Source organism: Mesorhizobium sp. M7A.F.Ca.US.005.03.1.1 (genome assembly GCF_003997975.1).
In the GTDB taxonomy this organism is placed as follows: domain Bacteria; phylum Pseudomonadota; class Alphaproteobacteria; order Rhizobiales; family Rhizobiaceae; genus Mesorhizobium; species Mesorhizobium ciceri.
On sequence record NZ_RZRO01000023.1, the window covers coordinates 1 to 16,637 of the forward strand.

The following is a 16,637-nucleotide window of genomic DNA, read 5'->3' on the forward strand; positions in this document are numbered from 1 at the left end:
GCTGATCGTCGATACCGTCTATCATCCGACCCGCAACTTCGCCGACACGATGCTGAAGCGGCTGGGCGTCGAGGTCGAGTACTACGCCCCCCATGTCGGCGCCGGCATCGCGGCGTTGATCAAGCCCAACACCAAGGTGGTGTTCACGGAATCACCGGCCTCCAACACCTTCGAGGTGCAGGACATCCCAGCCATCGCCAAGGCGGCGCACGCCGCGGGCGCCATCGTCATGATGGACAATACCTGGGCGACGCCACTGTATTTCCGCCCCCTCGACCACGGTGTCGACATCTCGATCCATGCGGCGACCAAATACCCGGCCGGCCATTCCGACGTGCTGCTTGGCACGGTGTCGGCCAATGAGAGCTGCTGGACGCATCTTTATGAAAGCTTCTGCACGCTTGGCTGCTGCGCCGGGCCCGACGACGTCTACCAGGTGCTGCGCGGCCTGCGCAGCATGGGCGTGCGCCTCGAACACCATCAGCGCAGCACGCTTGCCATCGCCTCCTGGCTCGAAGGCCAGAAGGGCGTGGCGCGCGTGCTCCACCCGGCCCTGCCCAGCCACCCGGACCACGAACTGTGGAAGCGGGACTTCTCCGGATCGAGCGGCATCTTTTCCATCGTGCTTGCCGGCGGCGGACAAAAGCAGCAGCACGCCTTTCTCGACGCGCTGCAAATCTTCGGCCTCGGCTATTCCTGGGGCGGCTATGAGAGCCTTGCCGTGCCGGTCTGGCTCGGCGACCGCGTTGTCGCGAAGGCCCCCTATGAGGGTCCATTGATCCGCCTGCAGATCGGCCTCGAGGACGTCGACGACCTGAAGGCCGACATTTCGCGCGGCCTGACCGCAGCAGCGGCTGCGTAGCGGAATTCTATTCCCTCAAATTGCAGTTTCCCGGATCAGTTTGGCTTTCAAATTCAGCGATGCCGCGTCATTGCGGTGCGATCAGCACATTTTCGACTTCCCCTGGAATATCGGCAGAGTTTTCGACCTCATGGCTTTCCGCCTTTTTGTTCCCATTCTTGCCGGCGCGACGCTGCGCGAGCGTCTCGTCGCCTGTATCGGCGCGACGATCGGCATTGCACTCACCGGTGTGATCGCCAGCCTTGTGCTCGGCAACGGCCCGCACGTGCCGCTGCTGGTGGCGCCGATGGGGGCGTCGGCGGTGCTGCTGTTCGCCGTGCCCGCCAGTCCGCTGGCACAGCCATGGTCGATCATCGGCGGCAACACGATATCGGCACTGGTCGGCGTGATCGTGGCGCATTTCATCCACGAAACCGCCCTTGCCAGCGGCATCGCGGTGGCACTGGCCATCGCCGCCATGTCGTTCACGCGCTGCCTGCATCCGCCGGGCGGAGCGGCCGCGCTGACCGCGGTGCTGGGAGGGCCTGCCGTGATCAGCGCCGGCTTCCTGTTTCCATTCGTGCCGGTGGCGCTGAACTCGATCCTGCTGGTGGCGCTCGGCTACGGCTTCCACAGGCTGGCCCGGCGCAATTATCCGCATGTGCCGGTTGCGGCGCCGGCAAACAGCCACGGCACCGGCGATCTGCCGGCGCAGCTGCGCGTGGGCTTTCGGTCGGAAGACATCGATGCCGCGCTTGGCGCACTCGACGAGACGTTCGATATCGATCGCAACGATCTCGACCGGCTGCTGCGGCAGGTCGAATTGCAGGCGATGGTGCGCGCGCACAAGACCCTTCTGTGCGAGGACATCATGTCGCGCGATGTGATCTCGGTCGATGCTCACACCTCCACCGACGCGGCGCGCCAATTGCTGCTTGACCACAACATCCGCACCTTGCCGGTCGTCAATGCGGAAGCCAGGCTGGCAGGCACGGTGGGGTTGCGCGAACTCACCCAGGCCTCGGGGACGGTTGGATCCGTCTTAACGCCCGCGGCAACAGCCGCCGCCGGCGTCGCCGCCATGGGTCTGCTGCCCGTCCTCACCGACGGCCGCAGCCATGCGGTCATCATCGTCGACGACGACAAGCGGATTCTCGGGCTGATCACCCAGACCGATCTGTTGGCGGCCACGGCGCGCCTGCAGGCTGCCTGACAAGCCTTCGCTCGCACTGTAGTGTAGCGGCCGCCGGACCCGGCAGAAAATCTTCGGGAACCTTTTGCCGGCGACAGCGTCCAATCTCCCAATCGAGATCCTGGTTCGGAGATTGGGTTGAGGAAACTTGCCATGCCTGCTGTGTTGACGGCCGTGCCTTCCGCTGTGCCAGGCGAGATGCAGCTTGTGCACCGCGCGCTGGCGCGCGACGGCGACGCCTTCCGCACCATCATCAAGACACACAATCAGCGGCTTTACCGGATCGCGCGCGGCGTCGTGCGCAATGACAGCGAGGCCGAGGACATCGTGCAGGAGGCATACGTCAAGGCCTTCGCCCATCTCGATGCGTTTCGCGGCGACTCCTCGCTCGCCACATGGCTATCGCGCATCGTCATCAACGAGGCGCTCGGCCGGCTGCGCAAAAGACGCAAAACGGTGGCGCTGCCGGAAAATCCGCAAGCCGAGATCATCCGGTTTCCCCTCAATCCCAGCGACGATCCGGAACGGACAATGGCGCAACGGCAGATCCTCCAACTGGTCGAACAGGCCACCGACAGCCTTCCCGACGTCTACCGGACGGTGTTCGTGGCGCGGGTGATCGAGGGGCTGAGCATCGAAGAGACCGCCGACCTCCTCGGCGTGCGGCCGCAAACCGTCAAGACAAGGCTACACCGCGCCCGCGCCCTTGTCCGCAAGGCGCTGGACGACCAGATCGGGCCGGTGCTGCTCGACGCCTTCCCCTTCGCCGGCCGGCGTTGCGAACGACTGACCAGCGCCGTGATGCGACGGCTCGGGCTGGAAAGCTGAGCCTCAGCGGATTTCAGTTCATTTCAGCGGGAACGTTTGCCGCTGACCAGCATCCAATGACCGTCAACCGAAAAACACTGTCCGGGACGATTTCAGCGTCCTGGCGAAGGAGATGCCATGTCTATCCGACACACTGCTGCGCTCGCCGCCCTGCTGCTGCTCGGCACCGCGCCGTTCGCACAAGCCGCCGACAAGCCGACCGATCCGCAGATCGCCCATATCGCCTACACGGCCGGGGTCATCGACATCGAAGCGGCCAAGCTGGCCATCGACAAATCGAAGAACAAGGAGGTTGTCGATTTCGCCAAGGACATGGTCCGCGATCACGAGGCTGTAAATGTTCAGGCGCTCGACCTGGTCAAGAAGCTCAAGGTCACCCCGGAAGACAACCCCACCAGCAAGGCGCTGACCAAAGCTGCGACGGAGGAGCGGGCCAAGCTCGCCAAACTCCACGGCGCTGCCTTCGACAAGGCCTATGTCGACAATGAGGTCGCCTATCACAAGCAGGTCAACGGCGCGCTCGAAACCCTTTTGATCCCGTCGGCGCAGAATGCCGAGCTGAAAAGCCTGCTGGAAACCGGCTTGAAGATATTCCAGGGCCATGAGCAGCACGCCGAACACGTCGCCGGCATGCTCAAGTAAGGACCGGGAGCATGCAGAACCACCATCTGTGGATTGCGTTGACGCTCGCCGTCGGGATCGTGCCGGCGCAAGCCGAAACCATCCAGGTCACCATCGACAGGCTGGTGTTCTCTCCGGCCACCGTCGAGGCAAAGGTCGGCGACACGATCGAGTGGGTGAACAAGGATGTGTTCGCCCACACGGCAACCGTGAAAGGCGGCTGGGAAGTGATGATCCCGCCGAAGAAATCCGCAAGCCTGACTTTGAAGACGGCGGGACCGGTCGACTACTTCTGCCGCTTTCACCCCAACATGAAGGGCCGTTTGGTGGTGGCGCCCTGATCCAGCTCCGACGAGTGCATGTCGCCCAAAAGTGACCTCGGTTTTGGGAGAACGACACGCATAAAAACAAAGACCTGAAGCGGGTCGCCTGAGGAATTCAAGCGACCCGCTTCAGGCTCGCCTGGCCTCGTCGGGACGCGCGATATGTGTCCACGAGCCGTCATAGCCCGGCTCGCGGCGTGCAATCCAGGCATTCAGCCCTTCGCGCAGATCAGCGGTCGGGGCCATGCGCGCAAACTGCTCGGCCTCGACCAGCAAACCTTCGGCGATGCTCTGGTTGAGGCCGCGCGCCACTGCCGTGAGGATGCCGGCAATCGCCAGATCGGAGTGCCGCAGGATACGCCTGGCCAGATCAAATGCCGCCGGCATCAACTCGGCATGCGGGACAACCTCGTTGACGAGACCCAGTTCAAGCGCCCGCGGCGGCGCAAACCAGTCGCCGGTCAACAGCAGTTCGAGCGCCCGCTTGCGCCCCGCGAGCCTCGGCAAGCGCTGGGTTCCACCAAAGGTCGGCGGCATTGCGAGGTTGATTTCCGGCTTGGCGAACAAAGCGCGGTCACTGGCGATAGCAAGCGGTACGGCCTCGGTGATTTCGCAGCCGCCACCAAAGGCAATGCCGTTGACGGCGGCGATGATGGGCTTGCGGTAGGCTTCCAGCCTCGCCGTCAGCCGCTGCCCGCGCATGACGAAATCCCGCATCGCGACACCGACGCCAAGCGCCACGCTGGCCGAGAACTCGTGAATGTCGCCCCCCGCCGAAAACGCCCGCTCCCCTGCTCCGGTCAGAATGACCGCACGAACGCTGTCATCGACTTCAATGTCGTCAAGGACCGCAAGCAGGCGATCGATCAGGGCATAGTTCAGCGCGTTGAGTTTCTCCGGCCGGTTGAGGGTGAGGATGGCAATCCCATCCCGGGTTTCGCTAAGGACAAGATCTGTCATTTGGCTCTTCCTTCTCCATCATGCTGATGGAAGGAAGACTATGCCCTTTGTCGCTTGTGTATATTCACTAGTCGGTATACATAGGCTTATGCCCGACACGCAGAGCCCTACCCGCAAACGCATTGTCGATGCCGCGACCAGGCTCTTCTATGCAGAAGGAATCGGTCGTGTCAGCGTCGATGCCGTTGCCGAGGAAGCGGGTCTCACCAAGCGCACGCTCTACTACCATTTCAAGAGCAAGGACGACCTGATCGCCGCCTATCTCGACGGCCGCGACCAACCCAATCTGAAGCGGATGGCCGGCTGGTTCGAGGCTGCCGAAGGCGGCGCGGATCGCAAGGTCGAGGCGATCTTCACCAATCTGGCGAGGTCCGCTCGCCACCCGAAATGGAAAGGATGCGGCTTCCTGCGCACGGCCGCCGAACTCGCCTCGATGCCCGGACATCCGGCGGTCAAGGTGGGCGCGCGGCACAAGCTGAATTTCGAAACATGGCTGGCCGGCGCCCTGTCGGACCATGGCGTCGCGGAGCCGCAAACCCTGGGGCGCGAGATCGTGCTTTTGATCGACGGCTGCTTTTCGATCATGCTGATCCACCGCAACCCCGATTACATCGAAGCGGCCGGACGCGCCGCGGCGACGCTGGTGCGGGCGCGACTTTCAGGCAGCCAGGTCTAAAGCGCGACGCGCTTTAAGCCTTTGGTTTTATGCATGTCGTTGCCCTAAAACCGGGGCCACTTTTGGGGCAACGACATGCATTAGAAACCGAAAGCCAGCCATGCGGTGCCGGCGGCCAGCGTTATCAGCGTCAAAGGCAAGCCGACCTTGAAAAAAGCGCCGAACGACAGCGTCGTGCCGGCGGCGCGTGCCTGTTCGGCGACGATCAGGTTGGCGACCGAACCCAGCAGCGTGAAATTGCCGGCCAGCGTCGAGCTCATGGCGACGACCAGCCAGGCGCGCTCGGGGTTTTCGAGGCCGGGTATGAAGGGCCGCAGCGCCAGCACGGCCGGAACATTGCTCATGATGTTGGAAAGCACCGCGGTGAAGCCGGACAAGCGCCAGACGTCGTCCAGCCCGAGATTCCTGGCCGAAGCGATCATGTCGGGCGAAAGAAGCGTCTTTTCGGCGCCGGCGACGACAACGAACAGACCGGCGAACATGAACAGCAGCGGACCGTCGATCTCGCGGTAGATGCGCTCCGGCTTAATGGCCCGGGTAAGCAAGAGGATGGCGCCGCCGATGAGTGCGGCCTTGGCGACGGGCACGCCGGCGAAGAAGGCAATTGCCAGCCCGATGCAGACCACCACCGCCTTCAGCACCTGCCCCTTGTGCATGCGGCCCCGCGAGACCTCGGGCGTCAATTGGACGGTGCGGGCGAATTCGGCCCGGAAGACAATGCGGATGATGACAACGACCGCGACGAGGCCGAACAAAGCGACCGGAGCCAGCGCTGCCGAAAAGGCCGGATAGGAAATGCCCGACAGCGCGCCGATGACCATGTTTTGGGGATTGCCGGTGATGGTTGCGACGCTGCCGCAATTCGACGCGGTGGCGGTGGCGATCAGATAGGGGATCGGGTTGCGCTTGATCACACGGGTGACGTGGACGACGATCGGCGCCATGACGAGACAGATGGCGTCGTTGACCAGGAAGGCCGACAACACGCCGGTCAGCAGCGTCACCATCACCAAGAGCATGAAGGGCGCATGCGCGTGCTCGATGGCGACGGCGCCAAGGCCACGAAAGGCGCCCGACACTTTTAAATGCGCCACCACGATCATCATGCCGAGCAGAAGCGTGATGGTGTCGAAATTGATCGCCCGGTACGCATCCTCCATGCTGAGCGCGCCGATGGCGATCATCGCGGCCCCGCCGAGAAGCGCGATCCCTGCCCGGTCGAGGCGCAGGCCGGGGATGCGGCCAATGGCGACACCGGCGTAAGTCAGGATCAGGATCAGCAGTGCCGCCGCGCCCATCAATGTCATCGATAAGAAGTCCTGCCCAGTCTGTGGCACGCCGCTGGCTGTCGGCCCCATTCGTCCGCTTTGCGTGCCTGCTTTAGCGCGATGTCGAGATCGATGACAGCGGGCATGTTGTTGCGCCAAGGATGTCCCATGGCCCAAGGGATGACGTGCAGCTAGCGCAGGTAGAAATCCAGCCTCTGTCGCAAAGCTTGGGAAGAATAGATCTGCTCGACGGTCTGTCGTGCCTTGAGGCCCACTGCCGCCCGCAGCGCCGGGTCGGCTTTGAGATCGGCGAGGATGCGCGCCGCCTGCTGCGTCGTTTCGAACAAGAAACCGTTTTCGCCATGCCTGATATGGTCGGAATAACCGCCATATGAATGGCAGACCACGGGCAACCCGCAGGCCATCGCCTCGAACACCACGCGACCGAAGGTTTCCATATGCCAACCGGTGCGATAATAAAACACGTCGAGCGTCTGCAGAAACTCTTCGGCGGAAAATTGGCCGGGTGGGAACAGTTCGAGTTGCGGATGCGGCATGAGGCTGTCCTTGAGCCCTATCCCTCCCTGAATCCGCAAGGCAGTACCTTCGGCCAGCAATGTCTCGTAGAGGGGTATGTCATCGGGATGATGTTTGCCCGGCCCATCGCGGCTCAAGCGTCCGACGGTGAAGGGACGATCCGAACCCAGACGCCGTGGTGAAAAACGTTCGATATCGATCGGAGACGGATGCACGGTGCCATCGACTTGGAGCATCCGTCTCTGAAAATCGGAAATCAGCACCAGTTCGGCGTCGGGCCAGTTCAGCATGCGGGGCATGCGTCTCGTCAGCGAGATGATTTTCGGGTGAAAGGTATTGAAGACATAGATCAGCCGGCGCGGCCGCGGGATCAGGTAAGGCCATATCTTGTTGCGCCAATGAGAGCCGAGAAAGACGTAGGTACCGCCATTCGGTACATCCCACTTCGACAGCGAGACGCGGCGAATCGGGAAATTCCGCATCAACTCGCCGGACACGCTGGAGGAGGTTGCCCACAGATGCACCTCGGAATCGACACTCAACAGCCGGTACAGTTCCAGAGCTTCAAGGTCACTGCCACCGAAGGGGTCCTGAAAGCCGTTGAACAAATGGATCATAATAGCTGTGTTTACCTGACCGTTTCCGCATATGTTCGCCAGCATCAAAAATTATGATCGCTGTCGGCCGGAACGCTTGGAAACTCAGAGTCAAAACCGTTTCTGCCGACAACGAAACATCGCCAACGCGGGGGGAGTATACCGGCAAGCGGTTGCAGTCCATGGCCCATCGAGCCGGCATGCTGTCCGTAAGGATCGGATTCCTTGCGGCTGATTATAAGTATTTGGAAACATAGAAGGAGCGTCTGTTTCGAGAGCTTCCCGATCAGCCTTCTGCAAGTTTCGCCCGTCAATGCACGGTGGCGACGCCGGGCGCAGGCGCCGGAGACGTTCCGGCCGGATCGAAGCTGACTTGATCGCGTCCGTTCGACTTGGCCGTGTAAAGCCTTCTGTCGGCAGCGGAGAAGATTTCCTCATATGTGATCGGGCCGGTAAAGCTTGTGCCGCCGATGCTGACGGAAAGCGGACAAGGCCTGCCGCCGGGTGAGAATTCCATCTCCCTGATACGCCGGCGGATGCTTTCGGCAACCACCCAGGATTGCGAGGGATCCACGCCGGGCAGAAACACGCCGAATTCTTCGCCGCCGATGCGGCCGACGATATCGCTGCCACGCAGTTGCCCCTTGATCGCCTGCGCTATCAGTTTGAGCGCCTGATCGCCGCAATCGTGGCCCAGGCGGTCATTGATCGACTTGAAGTGGTCGGCGTCGATGATCAGCAACGCCCCCGAACGGGTCTGCTCCTGCTTGCGGGTCTGCTCGAGATAGGCTTCGACCAGCATCGAGAAGGCGCCACGGTTCAGCACCGCCGTCAGGCTGTCGGTCGCGGCGATGACGCTGAGATCGCGCTGCGCGATGGCCAGCTGGCGAATCTTCCACATCAGGAAAAACAGAAACGAGCCGCCCAGCACCAAAGGCAGCATCAGGTCGGTCATCTGCGCCCGCCACACGGCCTCGGGCGAAAGATAGGGAAAATTGAAGGAATCGACGAAGAACGCCACGGCAATGAAGAATGCCGTACCGACTGCCGTGACAGCGATCACCCTGCCCCAGCTCGTCGGCGACAGATCGAGCTTCATCGCGTTCAACTCCGTTAGCCGTCGCTACTATGACGCACCAACCCAAACAAATTGATAAGACTTTCCCTCCAATTCGATGTCGGCGGCGGAATCAAATCCACCGGCCAACCAGCCCCTGCCTATGACTTGCGACAGACGCTTGGGCAGACGCCACAGGACGGCCGCTGGAAAGCAGCCATCCTGTTTCAAAGTGTGAAGGCGTGGGCCAATTGCCGGCCGGGCAAGGGCAAAACGGCGCGCGAAGCCAGATCGCCCGTCTCAGTTGAGCGTCGGTTCACCCAGCGCATCGACGACAAAGGATGCCGCGATCAGGTCGTCGGCATCGAGACGCAGGGAGCCTCCGTCGCCTCCCATGGTTGAAGCCACTTTTTGAAAGGTCTTCATTTCGTATTCCGTGATCCGGGCGTCCTGCATCCTGGCCCTGAGGTCGGCAATGCGCCGATCGAGGGCCGAAGATATCCCTATTTCTCGCTTCGACATGGCAACACTCCTCCCCACCCTTGTTTGCCTCCCGCCTGTCCACTTTTATATGAGGGTCCGCGAATACAGCGGGCCGAACGCGCCGTGCGCGGGAAGGTTCCGAAAAGGCCGAGTAACGAAATAATACGCTGGCGCCGAGCCACGCCCGCGGACTTTTCTATATCAGACGCAGCTAATCCTTGACGCCGGCAGATGCCGCCCCAGAATCAGAGCATGGCAATAAAGTCGGCGACGAGGTGGCGGTCATGGCGACGGTGCTGAAGCGCGTCACGAAGGACCGCGTCAGCGTGTCGATCCCCGGTCTTCCGCATTCGGTCATTGATCCGGCAACCAGGCTGACCAGGGGCCAGCAGATGGAATTGCCCGGGGACGTTTCGCGGATCGACGGCGACAAGGTCACGGTGTCGCTCGGGCCAATGGTCACGGTGGATCTGGACAAGGCGGGCCTGGTGCAAAGCCGTGTCCCGCCGAAGCGAAGGACCGTCAGGATGTGAACAAGCGAAGCGCCACCGTCTCAGGGACCCAACCCCTTACACCCCAGCAGTGCAGAGCTGCACGAGCGATCCTGAAGTGGTCGCAGGTGCGACTCGCCGCGAAGTGCGGCCTCAGCGAAGGAACGATTGGCAGTTTTGAGAGCGGGCGAAGGATTCCCAGTCCCGCCAAGCTGGCTGCCATCCGTCGAGGCTTGGAGGCAGCGGGCGTGGTTTTCATCGATCAGAAGACCGCAGTGACAAAGAGCGGTCCGCCTCGCGAAACTATTAGTTGAACATAATTTAGATATCGCTGTTAGGCCGCAAAAGGGAGGCGCGCGATGTCACAACATGAAATCGGCGTTGTTTCGGACTGGTCGAAATTGGTGGCGGACGATCCTCTGATCGCCGCGGATATAACCCAGCGCCTTTCTGTGCTGCGCGCTTGCAATGACAACGCTGCCACCGCCGCCGACGTCCCGTCGCCCGGCACCGAAACATTTCGGGGTCCCGACATAACCAGCCTCGCAACACCCACCGAGTATCCTCGGCCGATCGTGCTCCTAGCGACGATCTATGCGTCGACGGTCCTGGGGGTAACGCTGCTTCTGGCGGCGGCGGTCTGAGCGCACGAGACCTGATACCGCTCTCTGAAAGCCCGTGTCTCCGGTATAAACCGTAACCTATGTGTCCGGAACGGACCGAAAGGCTTTGGCGATCCCGACAGGATTCGAACCTGTGACCATCGGCTTAGAAGGCCGGTGCTCTATCCAGCTGAGCTACGGGACCGCTGGCCGGCCGTTGGGCCGGCTGGATATTCTGGCGCCGGGCGCCGTTCAATGCGTCCAGGGCGTCCTGCGGTCATAGCGGAAATTCTCCGCATAGGAAATCTGGCGGCGCTTGGTCTCTTTCGGCTCTTCGACGCGGAAAGCGAGCCCTTGCTTTTCGGCGTAGGCGACCGCCTCTTCGCGCGTGTCGAAGCTAAGCCTGATCTGGCTTCTCATGTCTGCCGACGTCGTATAGCCCATCAGCGGGTCGATCTTCTTGCGCGACTCGGGATCGAATTCCAGCACCCAGTAACCGGTCTTGGCCTTGCCGGACTGCATCGCGGTTTTGGCTGGGCTGAAAATGCGCGCGGACATGGCCACCTCGTTGTTGTGCAAGGCAGCATCGCCACCCTTCGCCCGTCATTACTGCGCAATGCGCACGGCGGCAAGGTTTTTGCTCTCGCAGGTTTTTGCACTTGCCATGCACCACCGAAATGAATAGGCAACAGACCGTTCGGAGTGTAGCGCAGCCTGGTAGCGCATCTGGTTTGGGACCAGAGGGTCGGGAGTTCGAATCTCTCCACTCCGACCATCCCCTCACAGCCCAATGCCCGGCGCAGCCATACGGTTCACTTGCTACGGCTCCGGCCGTGTGTCCGGCGCCGCGGTTCGGCAAACAGGGGGGTCAGATGCTTGGAATCGATGCCTGGGTGTCGCTTTTCGGACCGGCCTACTTTGCCTATGCCGGCATAACGGTTCCGGTCATGGTGACGTGGGCAATTGCCTGCGCCGCACTGGCGATGTGGAACAACCGTGAAAGCCGCAGACAGGCGAGGCAGGCCCCGGGCGCCGTGGTCTCCCGCTCCTGGCGTGTCAGTATCGGGATGTTTGTGCTGGTCGCCGCCGGCTATATCGCCGCTCACTCTGCCGTCTATCTCGCGGTCCGTCATTTCGCCAGAATGTGGCTCTGAGACCGGCCTCTCAGGCTAGATCTCGAACTCGCCCTGCCCTTCATCCATGGCGCTGACGGTTTCGGCTGCCAGCGCCCTGGTGATCGGCGTCTTGCGTTCGAGCGCCGTCCGGTCGAGCCGCTCCACCACGCGCATCGCTGTCGCCAGCGAGCGCTCGATCCGGCGGACCAGATATTGCACGACATGCGGTTCGACCTCGATCTGACGGTCGGCGAAGAGTTTTGTGATGACGCCTGCCAGCAAGAGATCGTCGGGCTCATGAATTTCGACTGTCGCAGCCGCCTTCAGCCGCGAGGCAAGATCAGGCAGGCCAACACCCCAGGCCGAGGGAAAGCGGCGCGCCGTCAGAAGCAGTTGCGAGCCGGCACCACGCACCGCATTGATCAGATGGAACAGGCCTTGTTCGTCAACCGTCCCGGTATCGACATCGTCGATCAGCGCCGGCCGCGCGCCGAGATTGGCGATGCTGTCGCCGATGCGCCTGGCGTCGACCGCCGCCGCATTGGCACGCGCGCGCCAGATCGAGGCCAGATGCGTCTTGCCAGAACCCGCGGGACCGGCCAGCACCACCACCGGCGATGGCCAGTCCGGCCAGCGGTCGACCAGCGCAACCGCCTGGTTGTTGGTGCCGGAGACGACGAGTTCGTCACGCGAATAGCCGGTGCCATGGCCGAGGTCGAGCGGCAACTGGCGCGGCGGGTCGGTTGGCTGGGCAGTCACTTCAGCGACGCGGTTGCGTGCGGTGGCCGCCGCCGCGATCGGCCGGAAGCTGCGGCACAGGTGCCGCGCCGCGGCCCTTGTAGAGCGGCGATTCGAGATAGCGGGCTATTGCGAACCGCACCAGCACGGCGACGGCGGCCGAAGCCGGCACCGCGATCAACAAGCCGACGAAGCCGAACAGCGCGCCGAAGGCAAACAGCGAAAACATCAGCCATACCGGGTGCAGGCCGACGCTCTTGCCGACCAGCCGCGGCTGCAGGATGTTGCCCTCGATGAACTGGCCGATGAAAAACACGACCGCGACCGCGACGATCATCGTCCAGTCCGGCCAGAACTGGACGAAGGCGACGCCGACGGCCAGCACCAGCCCGGTCAGCGAGCCGACATAGGGGATGAAGGAAATCAGCCCGGCGAACAGGCCGATGAGGATGCCGAAGTTCAGTCCGGTCAGCGTCAGCCCGGTGGCATACATGGCGCCCAGCACCAGGCACAGCGTGCCCTGGCCACGCACGAAGCCTGCCGTGGCGGTGTTGATGTCCCGTGCGATGGCGCGCACGGTCTGGACGTTGTCGCGTGGCACCCAGCCGTCGATGACCGCCACCATGCGGTCCCAGTCGAGCAGCATGTAGAAGGCGACCACCGGTGTCACCACGAACAGGCTGACCACAGAAACCAGCGCCATGCCGGAACTCCACAGCGAGGTGAAGACGGTGGTGACAAAACCGAAGCCGGAGGTCAGCAGCGAATTCAGCCCGTCGCGCAAGCTATTGGCGTTGACGCCGAACTTCTGCTCCAGCCATTTCGGATCGAACGAGGTGATCAGGCTTTGCAGCCGGGTCAGATATTCCGGCAATTTGCCGGCGAAATCGGCCATCTGCGTGGCCAGAACCGGAATGAGGATGACAAAGGCCAGGACCAGCACGATGAGGAAGGTGATGAGGATGACCACCGTCGCCATGAAACGCGACAGGCCGAGCCGCTGCAGCCGGTCGGCAACGGGATCGAGGAAATAGGCAAGCACCATGCCGGCGACGAAGGGCAGCAGGATGGCGCTGAAGACATAGAGGAAAAGCGCCAGCAGCGCGGCGCCGGCCAGCCAGAAGAAGATCTGGCGGCGAAAGGTCGCGGACGCGGCGATGTCGGCGGCCGCGGCCTCGATCGCCGCCGCTTCTGTCTCGGATGTCCGGAGTGGAGCCTTCGTCATGTCAGCTCATGTGCCTCAGCCAAGTCACGAGATAGGCTGCGGCCGAAGCCACGGTCAAGACCCCAGACAGCAATATGAGAACCGGCCTCAGCGGGTCGAGATGAACCGACAGGGCAAGTTCACCCAGCACAACCGCCGCCAGCACGATCTGGATGGCGGTGTTGGCCTTCGACACGAAAAGCGGTTTCATCTCGACCGGATGGGCCATGACGGCGGACAGCAAAACCGCGCAGACGATCAACGCGTCGCGCGACACCATGGTGACGACCAGCCACAGCGGCAATTGCCCGATGAGGCCCATGACCACGAACACCGAAACCAGCAGCAGCTTGTCGGCGATCGGATCGAGATAGGCGCCGAGCGTGGACTGCTGGTTGAAACGGCGGGCGATGAAGCCATCGACGCCGTCCGAAATGCCGGCGACGAGGAACCCGGCAAAAGCCCAGTCCCAGCGCGCCTGCAGCATCGCCAGCACCACCGCCGGCACCAGGACAAGGCGCAGGATGGTGATCAGGTTGGGGATGGTCAAATGCCTGGCACCTCCTCTTGGTCGGAGATAGATGATGAAGATGGCGGGTGGCAACAAGGGAGGAGCTGCCGATCTCCCCGCACGGGAGCGGCCTTCAGCTTGGCTTTCGCCAATCACGAGCGCCTGTACGTGCGCGCTGTCCACGGTTTTGTAGGCCGAGATGGCCGTTATCCTTGCGGACAGAAACCGTTCATGCGAAGAGCCCGCGACAAGGAAAATTGCTGAACGGGCACCAGAAATGAGCAAGCGCGACGTGAACAAGCGCAAGAACGGGCTCACCTATGCCGAGGCCGGTGTCGATATCGATGCCGGCAATCTCATGGTCGAGAAGATCAAGCCGCTGGTGCGCGCGACGCGCCGGCCGGGCGCCGATGGCGAGATCGGCGGTTTCGGCGGCCTGTTCGACCTCAAGGCGGCCGGGTTTACCGATCCGGTGCTGGTGGCGGCCAATGACGGCGTCGGCACCAAGCTCAAGATCGCCATCGATGCCGGCAAGCACGACACGATCGGCATCGACCTCGTCGCCATGTGCGTCAACGACATCGTCGTGCAAGGTGCCGAACCGCTGTTCTTCCTCGATTATTTCGCCACCGGCAAGCTCGATCCCGACCAGGGTGCCGCGATCGTCGGCGGCATTGCCGAGGGCTGCCGCCAGGCCGGCTGCGCGCTGATCGGCGGCGAGACCGCCGAGATGCCCGGCATGTATCACGGCAACGACTACGACCTCGCCGGCTTTGCGGTGGGTGCCGCCGAACGCGGCCAATTGCTGCCCACCGATGACATTGTCGAAGGCGACGTGCTGCTGGGCCTGGCTTCCTCCGGCCTGCACTCGAACGGCTATTCGCTGGTGCGCCGCATCGTCGCCGTCAGCGGCCTGTCGTGGAGCGATCCGGCACCGTTCAACGACGAGGCCACTCTGGCCGAAGCACTGCTCGAGCCGACCCGCATCTACGTCAAGTCGATTCTCAAGGCGATCCGCAACACGCATGGTATCAAGGCGCTCGCCCACATCACCGGCGGCGGCTTCCCGGAAAACATTCCCCGCGTGCTGCCCAAGGATTTTTCGGCCGAGCTCGACCTCGAGGCGATCGACGTTCCTCCCGTGTTTTCGTGGCTGGCCAAGACCGGCGGCGTGGCGCCGGAAGAAATGATGCGCACCTTCAATTGCGGCATCGGCATGATCCTGGCGGTCGCGTCCGGCCAGGCGGCGCAGGTCGCGGCCGTGCTACAGGAAGCCGGCGAGACGGTGACGCCGATCGGCCGCATCGTGCCGCGCCGCGACGCAGGCGTCATCTATCGGGGTTCGATCGGCCTATGAGCGCGCAGAGGAAACGCACCGTTGTCCTGATCTCGGGACGCGGCTCCAACATGACCGCGCTGATTGCCGCGGCCAGCGACCCGTCGTTCCCGGCCGAGATCGTCGGTGTCATTTCCGATAAGGCGGATGCCGCCGGGCTCGGCATCGCCAGGGCGCGCGGCATCGCCACGCAGGTCGTCTCACGTGCCGACCACGGCAGCAAGCAGGCGCATGACGCCGCCATCGACGCGGCCCTTACGGCCTTCAACGCCGAGATCGTGGCGCTGGCCGGCTATATGCGCATCCTCAGCCCCGGCTTCGTCCAGAAATGGCAGGGCCGCATGATCAATATCCACCCTGCCCTGCTGCCGGCCTTCAAGGGGCTCGACACCCATGCGCGCGCGCTGGCCGCCGGCATCCGCATCCATGGCTGCACCGTGCACTTCGTCACCTCCGAGATGGATGACGGCCCGATCATCGCACAGGCGGCCGTGCCGGTGATGGTCGGCGACACCGCCGATACATTGGCAGCCCGCGTGCTGAAGACCGAACACCGGCTCTATCCGCTGGCGCTGGGGCTGGTCGCCGAAGGCAAGGCGCGCATGGAGTCCGGCCGCACCGTGCTTGCCCACTTTGCCGACGATGCCGACAACGGCACCTCGGTGGTGATGGCCCCGGATCCGCTGCGCGAGGAAGCCGACCTCGAGCATCTGGCGCGCATCACGCCTTGAGCTTAGAGCGGCGATGAAACAGCTTCTCCTGCTTCGTCACGCCAAATCCAGCTGGGACGACCCTGATCTCGATGATTTCGACCGGCCCTTGGCCGAACGCGGAGTGAAGGCAGCCCGGTTGATGGGGCGCGAGCTTGCGACGCGCGGCTGGCTGCCGGACCTGGCGCTGGTGTCGGCGGCGCTGCGCACCCGCGACACCTGGCGGCTGGTGGCGGCGGAATTGCCCGTCCCGCCCCAGGTCGCATTCCTCAAGGCGCTGTACGATGCTTCAGCGGCGGACATTCTGAGCCAGATTGGTCAAACCGACGCTTCGAGCGGCAGCTTGCTGGTAATTGGCCACAATCCGGGCCTGGAGCAGTTGGCCAGACAGCTTGCCGGGCCGGGGTCAGACGCCAAGGCGATCGCGAGACTTGAGGAAAAATTCCCGACGGCAGCCCTCGCCCGGGTGGTCTTCAAAGGCGATTGGTCCGTCGTGTCCCCCGCCCGGCTGACACATTGCTTGCGGCCCAAGGACCTGGGCGGCTAGT

Annotated in this window: 22 protein-coding genes and 2 tRNA genes; 14 read left to right on the top strand and 10 right to left on the bottom strand. The window is 63.0% G+C overall.

The window, feature by feature from the left end; translation table 11 throughout:
* From metC to EN990_RS12540, 5 genes are all read left to right on the top strand, one after another.
* A partial coding sequence (gene metC, locus EN990_RS12520) for a cystathionine beta-lyase (protein ID WP_127388308.1) occupies positions 1-862 on the top strand: 862 nt, incomplete at its 5' end.
* Positions 863-992: 130 nt separating this feature from the next.
* Positions 993-2,054 carry an HPP family protein gene (locus EN990_RS12525; protein WP_127384697.1) on the top strand — a complete coding sequence of 354 codons (1,062 nt, stop codon included), beginning with the start codon at positions 993-995 and terminating at the stop codon, positions 2,052-2,054.
* Between the two features lie 132 nt (positions 2,055-2,186).
* A complete protein-coding gene (locus EN990_RS12530) occupies positions 2,187-2,861 on the top strand; it encodes an RNA polymerase sigma factor (protein ID WP_013532428.1) in 675 nt (224 codons plus the stop codon).
* Between the two features lie 117 nt (positions 2,862-2,978).
* A complete protein-coding gene (locus EN990_RS12535; RefSeq protein WP_013532429.1) occupies positions 2,979-3,503 on the top strand; it encodes a DUF4142 domain-containing protein in 525 nt (174 codons plus the stop codon).
* Between the two features lie 11 nt (positions 3,504-3,514).
* Positions 3,515-3,823: a cupredoxin family copper-binding protein gene (locus tag EN990_RS12540; RefSeq protein WP_013532430.1), complete on the top strand. Its 309-nt coding sequence runs from the start codon at positions 3,515-3,517 to the stop codon at positions 3,821-3,823.
* A gap of 111 nt (positions 3,824-3,934) precedes the next feature.
* Here the strand turns inward: EN990_RS12540 and EN990_RS12545 are convergent, their stop codons facing one another.
* Positions 3,935-4,765 carry a crotonase/enoyl-CoA hydratase family protein gene (locus EN990_RS12545; RefSeq protein ID WP_127384696.1) on the bottom strand — a complete coding sequence of 277 codons (831 nt, stop codon included), beginning with the start codon at positions 4,763-4,765 and terminating at the stop codon, positions 3,935-3,937.
* 88 nt (positions 4,766-4,853) lie between these two features.
* On the opposite strand from EN990_RS12545, the gene EN990_RS12550 reads away from it, so the two are divergent.
* Positions 4,854-5,441: a TetR/AcrR family transcriptional regulator gene (locus EN990_RS12550; RefSeq protein ID WP_024505017.1), complete on the top strand. Its 588-nt coding sequence runs from the start codon at positions 4,854-4,856 to the stop codon at positions 5,439-5,441.
* Between the two features lie 80 nt (positions 5,442-5,521).
* Here the strand turns inward: EN990_RS12550 and EN990_RS12555 are convergent, their stop codons facing one another.
* The 4 genes from EN990_RS12555 to EN990_RS12570 all read right to left on the bottom strand — a co-directional run bounded on the left by EN990_RS12555 (position 5,522) and on the right by EN990_RS12570 (position 9,421).
* Positions 5,522-6,748, bottom strand: coding sequence for an anion transporter (locus EN990_RS12555; protein WP_013532433.1), 1,227 nt, complete (start codon positions 6,746-6,748; stop codon positions 5,522-5,524).
* Positions 6,749-6,900: 152 nt separating this feature from the next.
* Entirely contained in the window at positions 6,901-7,863 is a 963-nt protein-coding gene (locus tag EN990_RS12560; protein WP_127369976.1) for a glycosyltransferase, read from the bottom strand.
* 289 nt (positions 7,864-8,152) lie between these two features.
* Complete coding sequence (locus EN990_RS12565) at positions 8,153-8,941, bottom strand: GGDEF domain-containing protein (protein ID WP_013532435.1); 789 nt, start codon at positions 8,939-8,941, stop codon at positions 8,153-8,155.
* A 258-nt stretch (positions 8,942-9,199) separates the two neighbouring features.
* Positions 9,200-9,421: a hypothetical protein gene (locus EN990_RS12570; RefSeq protein ID WP_127370274.1), complete on the bottom strand. Its 222-nt coding sequence runs from the start codon at positions 9,419-9,421 to the stop codon at positions 9,200-9,202.
* A gap of 179 nt (positions 9,422-9,600) precedes the next feature.
* Here EN990_RS12570 and EN990_RS12575 point away from each other — a divergent pair, with 179 nt between their 5' ends.
* The 3 genes from EN990_RS12575 to EN990_RS12585 are packed head-to-tail and all read left to right on the top strand — an operon-like array spanning position 9,601 to position 10,517.
* Complete coding sequence (locus EN990_RS12575) at positions 9,601-9,915, top strand: hypothetical protein (protein WP_245469179.1); 315 nt, start codon at positions 9,601-9,603, stop codon at positions 9,913-9,915.
* Positions 9,912-10,187, top strand: coding sequence for a helix-turn-helix transcriptional regulator (locus tag EN990_RS12580; protein WP_127370275.1), 276 nt, complete (start codon positions 9,912-9,914; stop codon positions 10,185-10,187). The genes EN990_RS12575 and EN990_RS12580 overlap by 4 nt, the downstream gene beginning before the upstream one ends.
* A gap of 45 nt (positions 10,188-10,232) precedes the next feature.
* Positions 10,233-10,517: a hypothetical protein gene (locus EN990_RS12585; protein WP_127370276.1), complete on the top strand. Its 285-nt coding sequence runs from the start codon at positions 10,233-10,235 to the stop codon at positions 10,515-10,517.
* Positions 10,518-10,603: 86 nt separating this feature from the next.
* Here the strand turns inward: EN990_RS12585 and EN990_RS12590 are convergent.
* A tRNA-Arg gene (locus EN990_RS12590) sits at positions 10,604-10,680 on the bottom strand.
* 47 nt (positions 10,681-10,727) lie between these two features.
* Complete coding sequence (locus tag EN990_RS12595) at positions 10,728-11,033, bottom strand: ETC complex I subunit (protein WP_013532440.1); 306 nt, start codon at positions 11,031-11,033, stop codon at positions 10,728-10,730.
* 140 nt (positions 11,034-11,173) lie between these two features.
* On the opposite strand from EN990_RS12595, the gene EN990_RS12600 reads away from it, so the two are divergent.
* Positions 11,174-11,250 (top strand) — tRNA-Pro (locus EN990_RS12600).
* A gap of 97 nt (positions 11,251-11,347) precedes the next feature.
* Positions 11,348-11,629, top strand: coding sequence for a hypothetical protein (locus EN990_RS12605; protein ID WP_013532441.1), 282 nt, complete (start codon positions 11,348-11,350; stop codon positions 11,627-11,629).
* Positions 11,630-11,644: 15 nt separating this feature from the next.
* Here EN990_RS12605 and hdaA read toward each other — a convergent pair whose 3' ends face one another.
* From hdaA to EN990_RS12620, 3 genes are read right to left on the bottom strand one after another with little or no spacing between them, the layout of a single operon-like run.
* The gene (gene hdaA / locus EN990_RS12610) at positions 11,645-12,349 is read right to left on the bottom strand and encodes a DnaA regulatory inactivator HdaA (protein WP_013532442.1); all 705 of its coding nucleotides are present in this window, start codon (positions 12,347-12,349) and stop codon (positions 11,645-11,647) included.
* Between the two features lies 1 nt (position 12,350).
* Complete coding sequence (locus EN990_RS12615; RefSeq protein ID WP_013532443.1) at positions 12,351-13,553, bottom strand: AI-2E family transporter; 1,203 nt, start codon at positions 13,551-13,553, stop codon at positions 12,351-12,353.
* 1 nt (position 13,554) lies between these two features.
* Positions 13,555-14,082, bottom strand: coding sequence for a CDP-alcohol phosphatidyltransferase family protein (locus EN990_RS12620; RefSeq protein WP_013532444.1), 528 nt, complete (start codon positions 14,080-14,082; stop codon positions 13,555-13,557).
* A gap of 238 nt (positions 14,083-14,320) precedes the next feature.
* On the opposite strand from EN990_RS12620, the gene purM reads away from it, so the two are divergent.
* The 3 genes from purM to EN990_RS12635 are packed head-to-tail and all read left to right on the top strand — an operon-like array spanning position 14,321 to position 16,636.
* Complete coding sequence (purM, locus tag EN990_RS12625; protein WP_013532445.1) at positions 14,321-15,400, top strand: phosphoribosylformylglycinamidine cyclo-ligase; 1,080 nt, start codon at positions 14,321-14,323, stop codon at positions 15,398-15,400.
* Positions 15,397-16,110, top strand: coding sequence for a phosphoribosylglycinamide formyltransferase (purN, locus tag EN990_RS12630; protein ID WP_013532446.1), 714 nt, complete (start codon positions 15,397-15,399; stop codon positions 16,108-16,110). The genes purM and purN overlap by 4 nt, the downstream gene beginning before the upstream one ends.
* 13 nt (positions 16,111-16,123) lie before the next feature.
* A complete protein-coding gene (locus EN990_RS12635; RefSeq protein ID WP_127370258.1) occupies positions 16,124-16,636 on the top strand; it encodes a histidine phosphatase family protein in 513 nt (170 codons plus the stop codon).
* Position 16,637 lies beyond the last annotated feature (1 nt).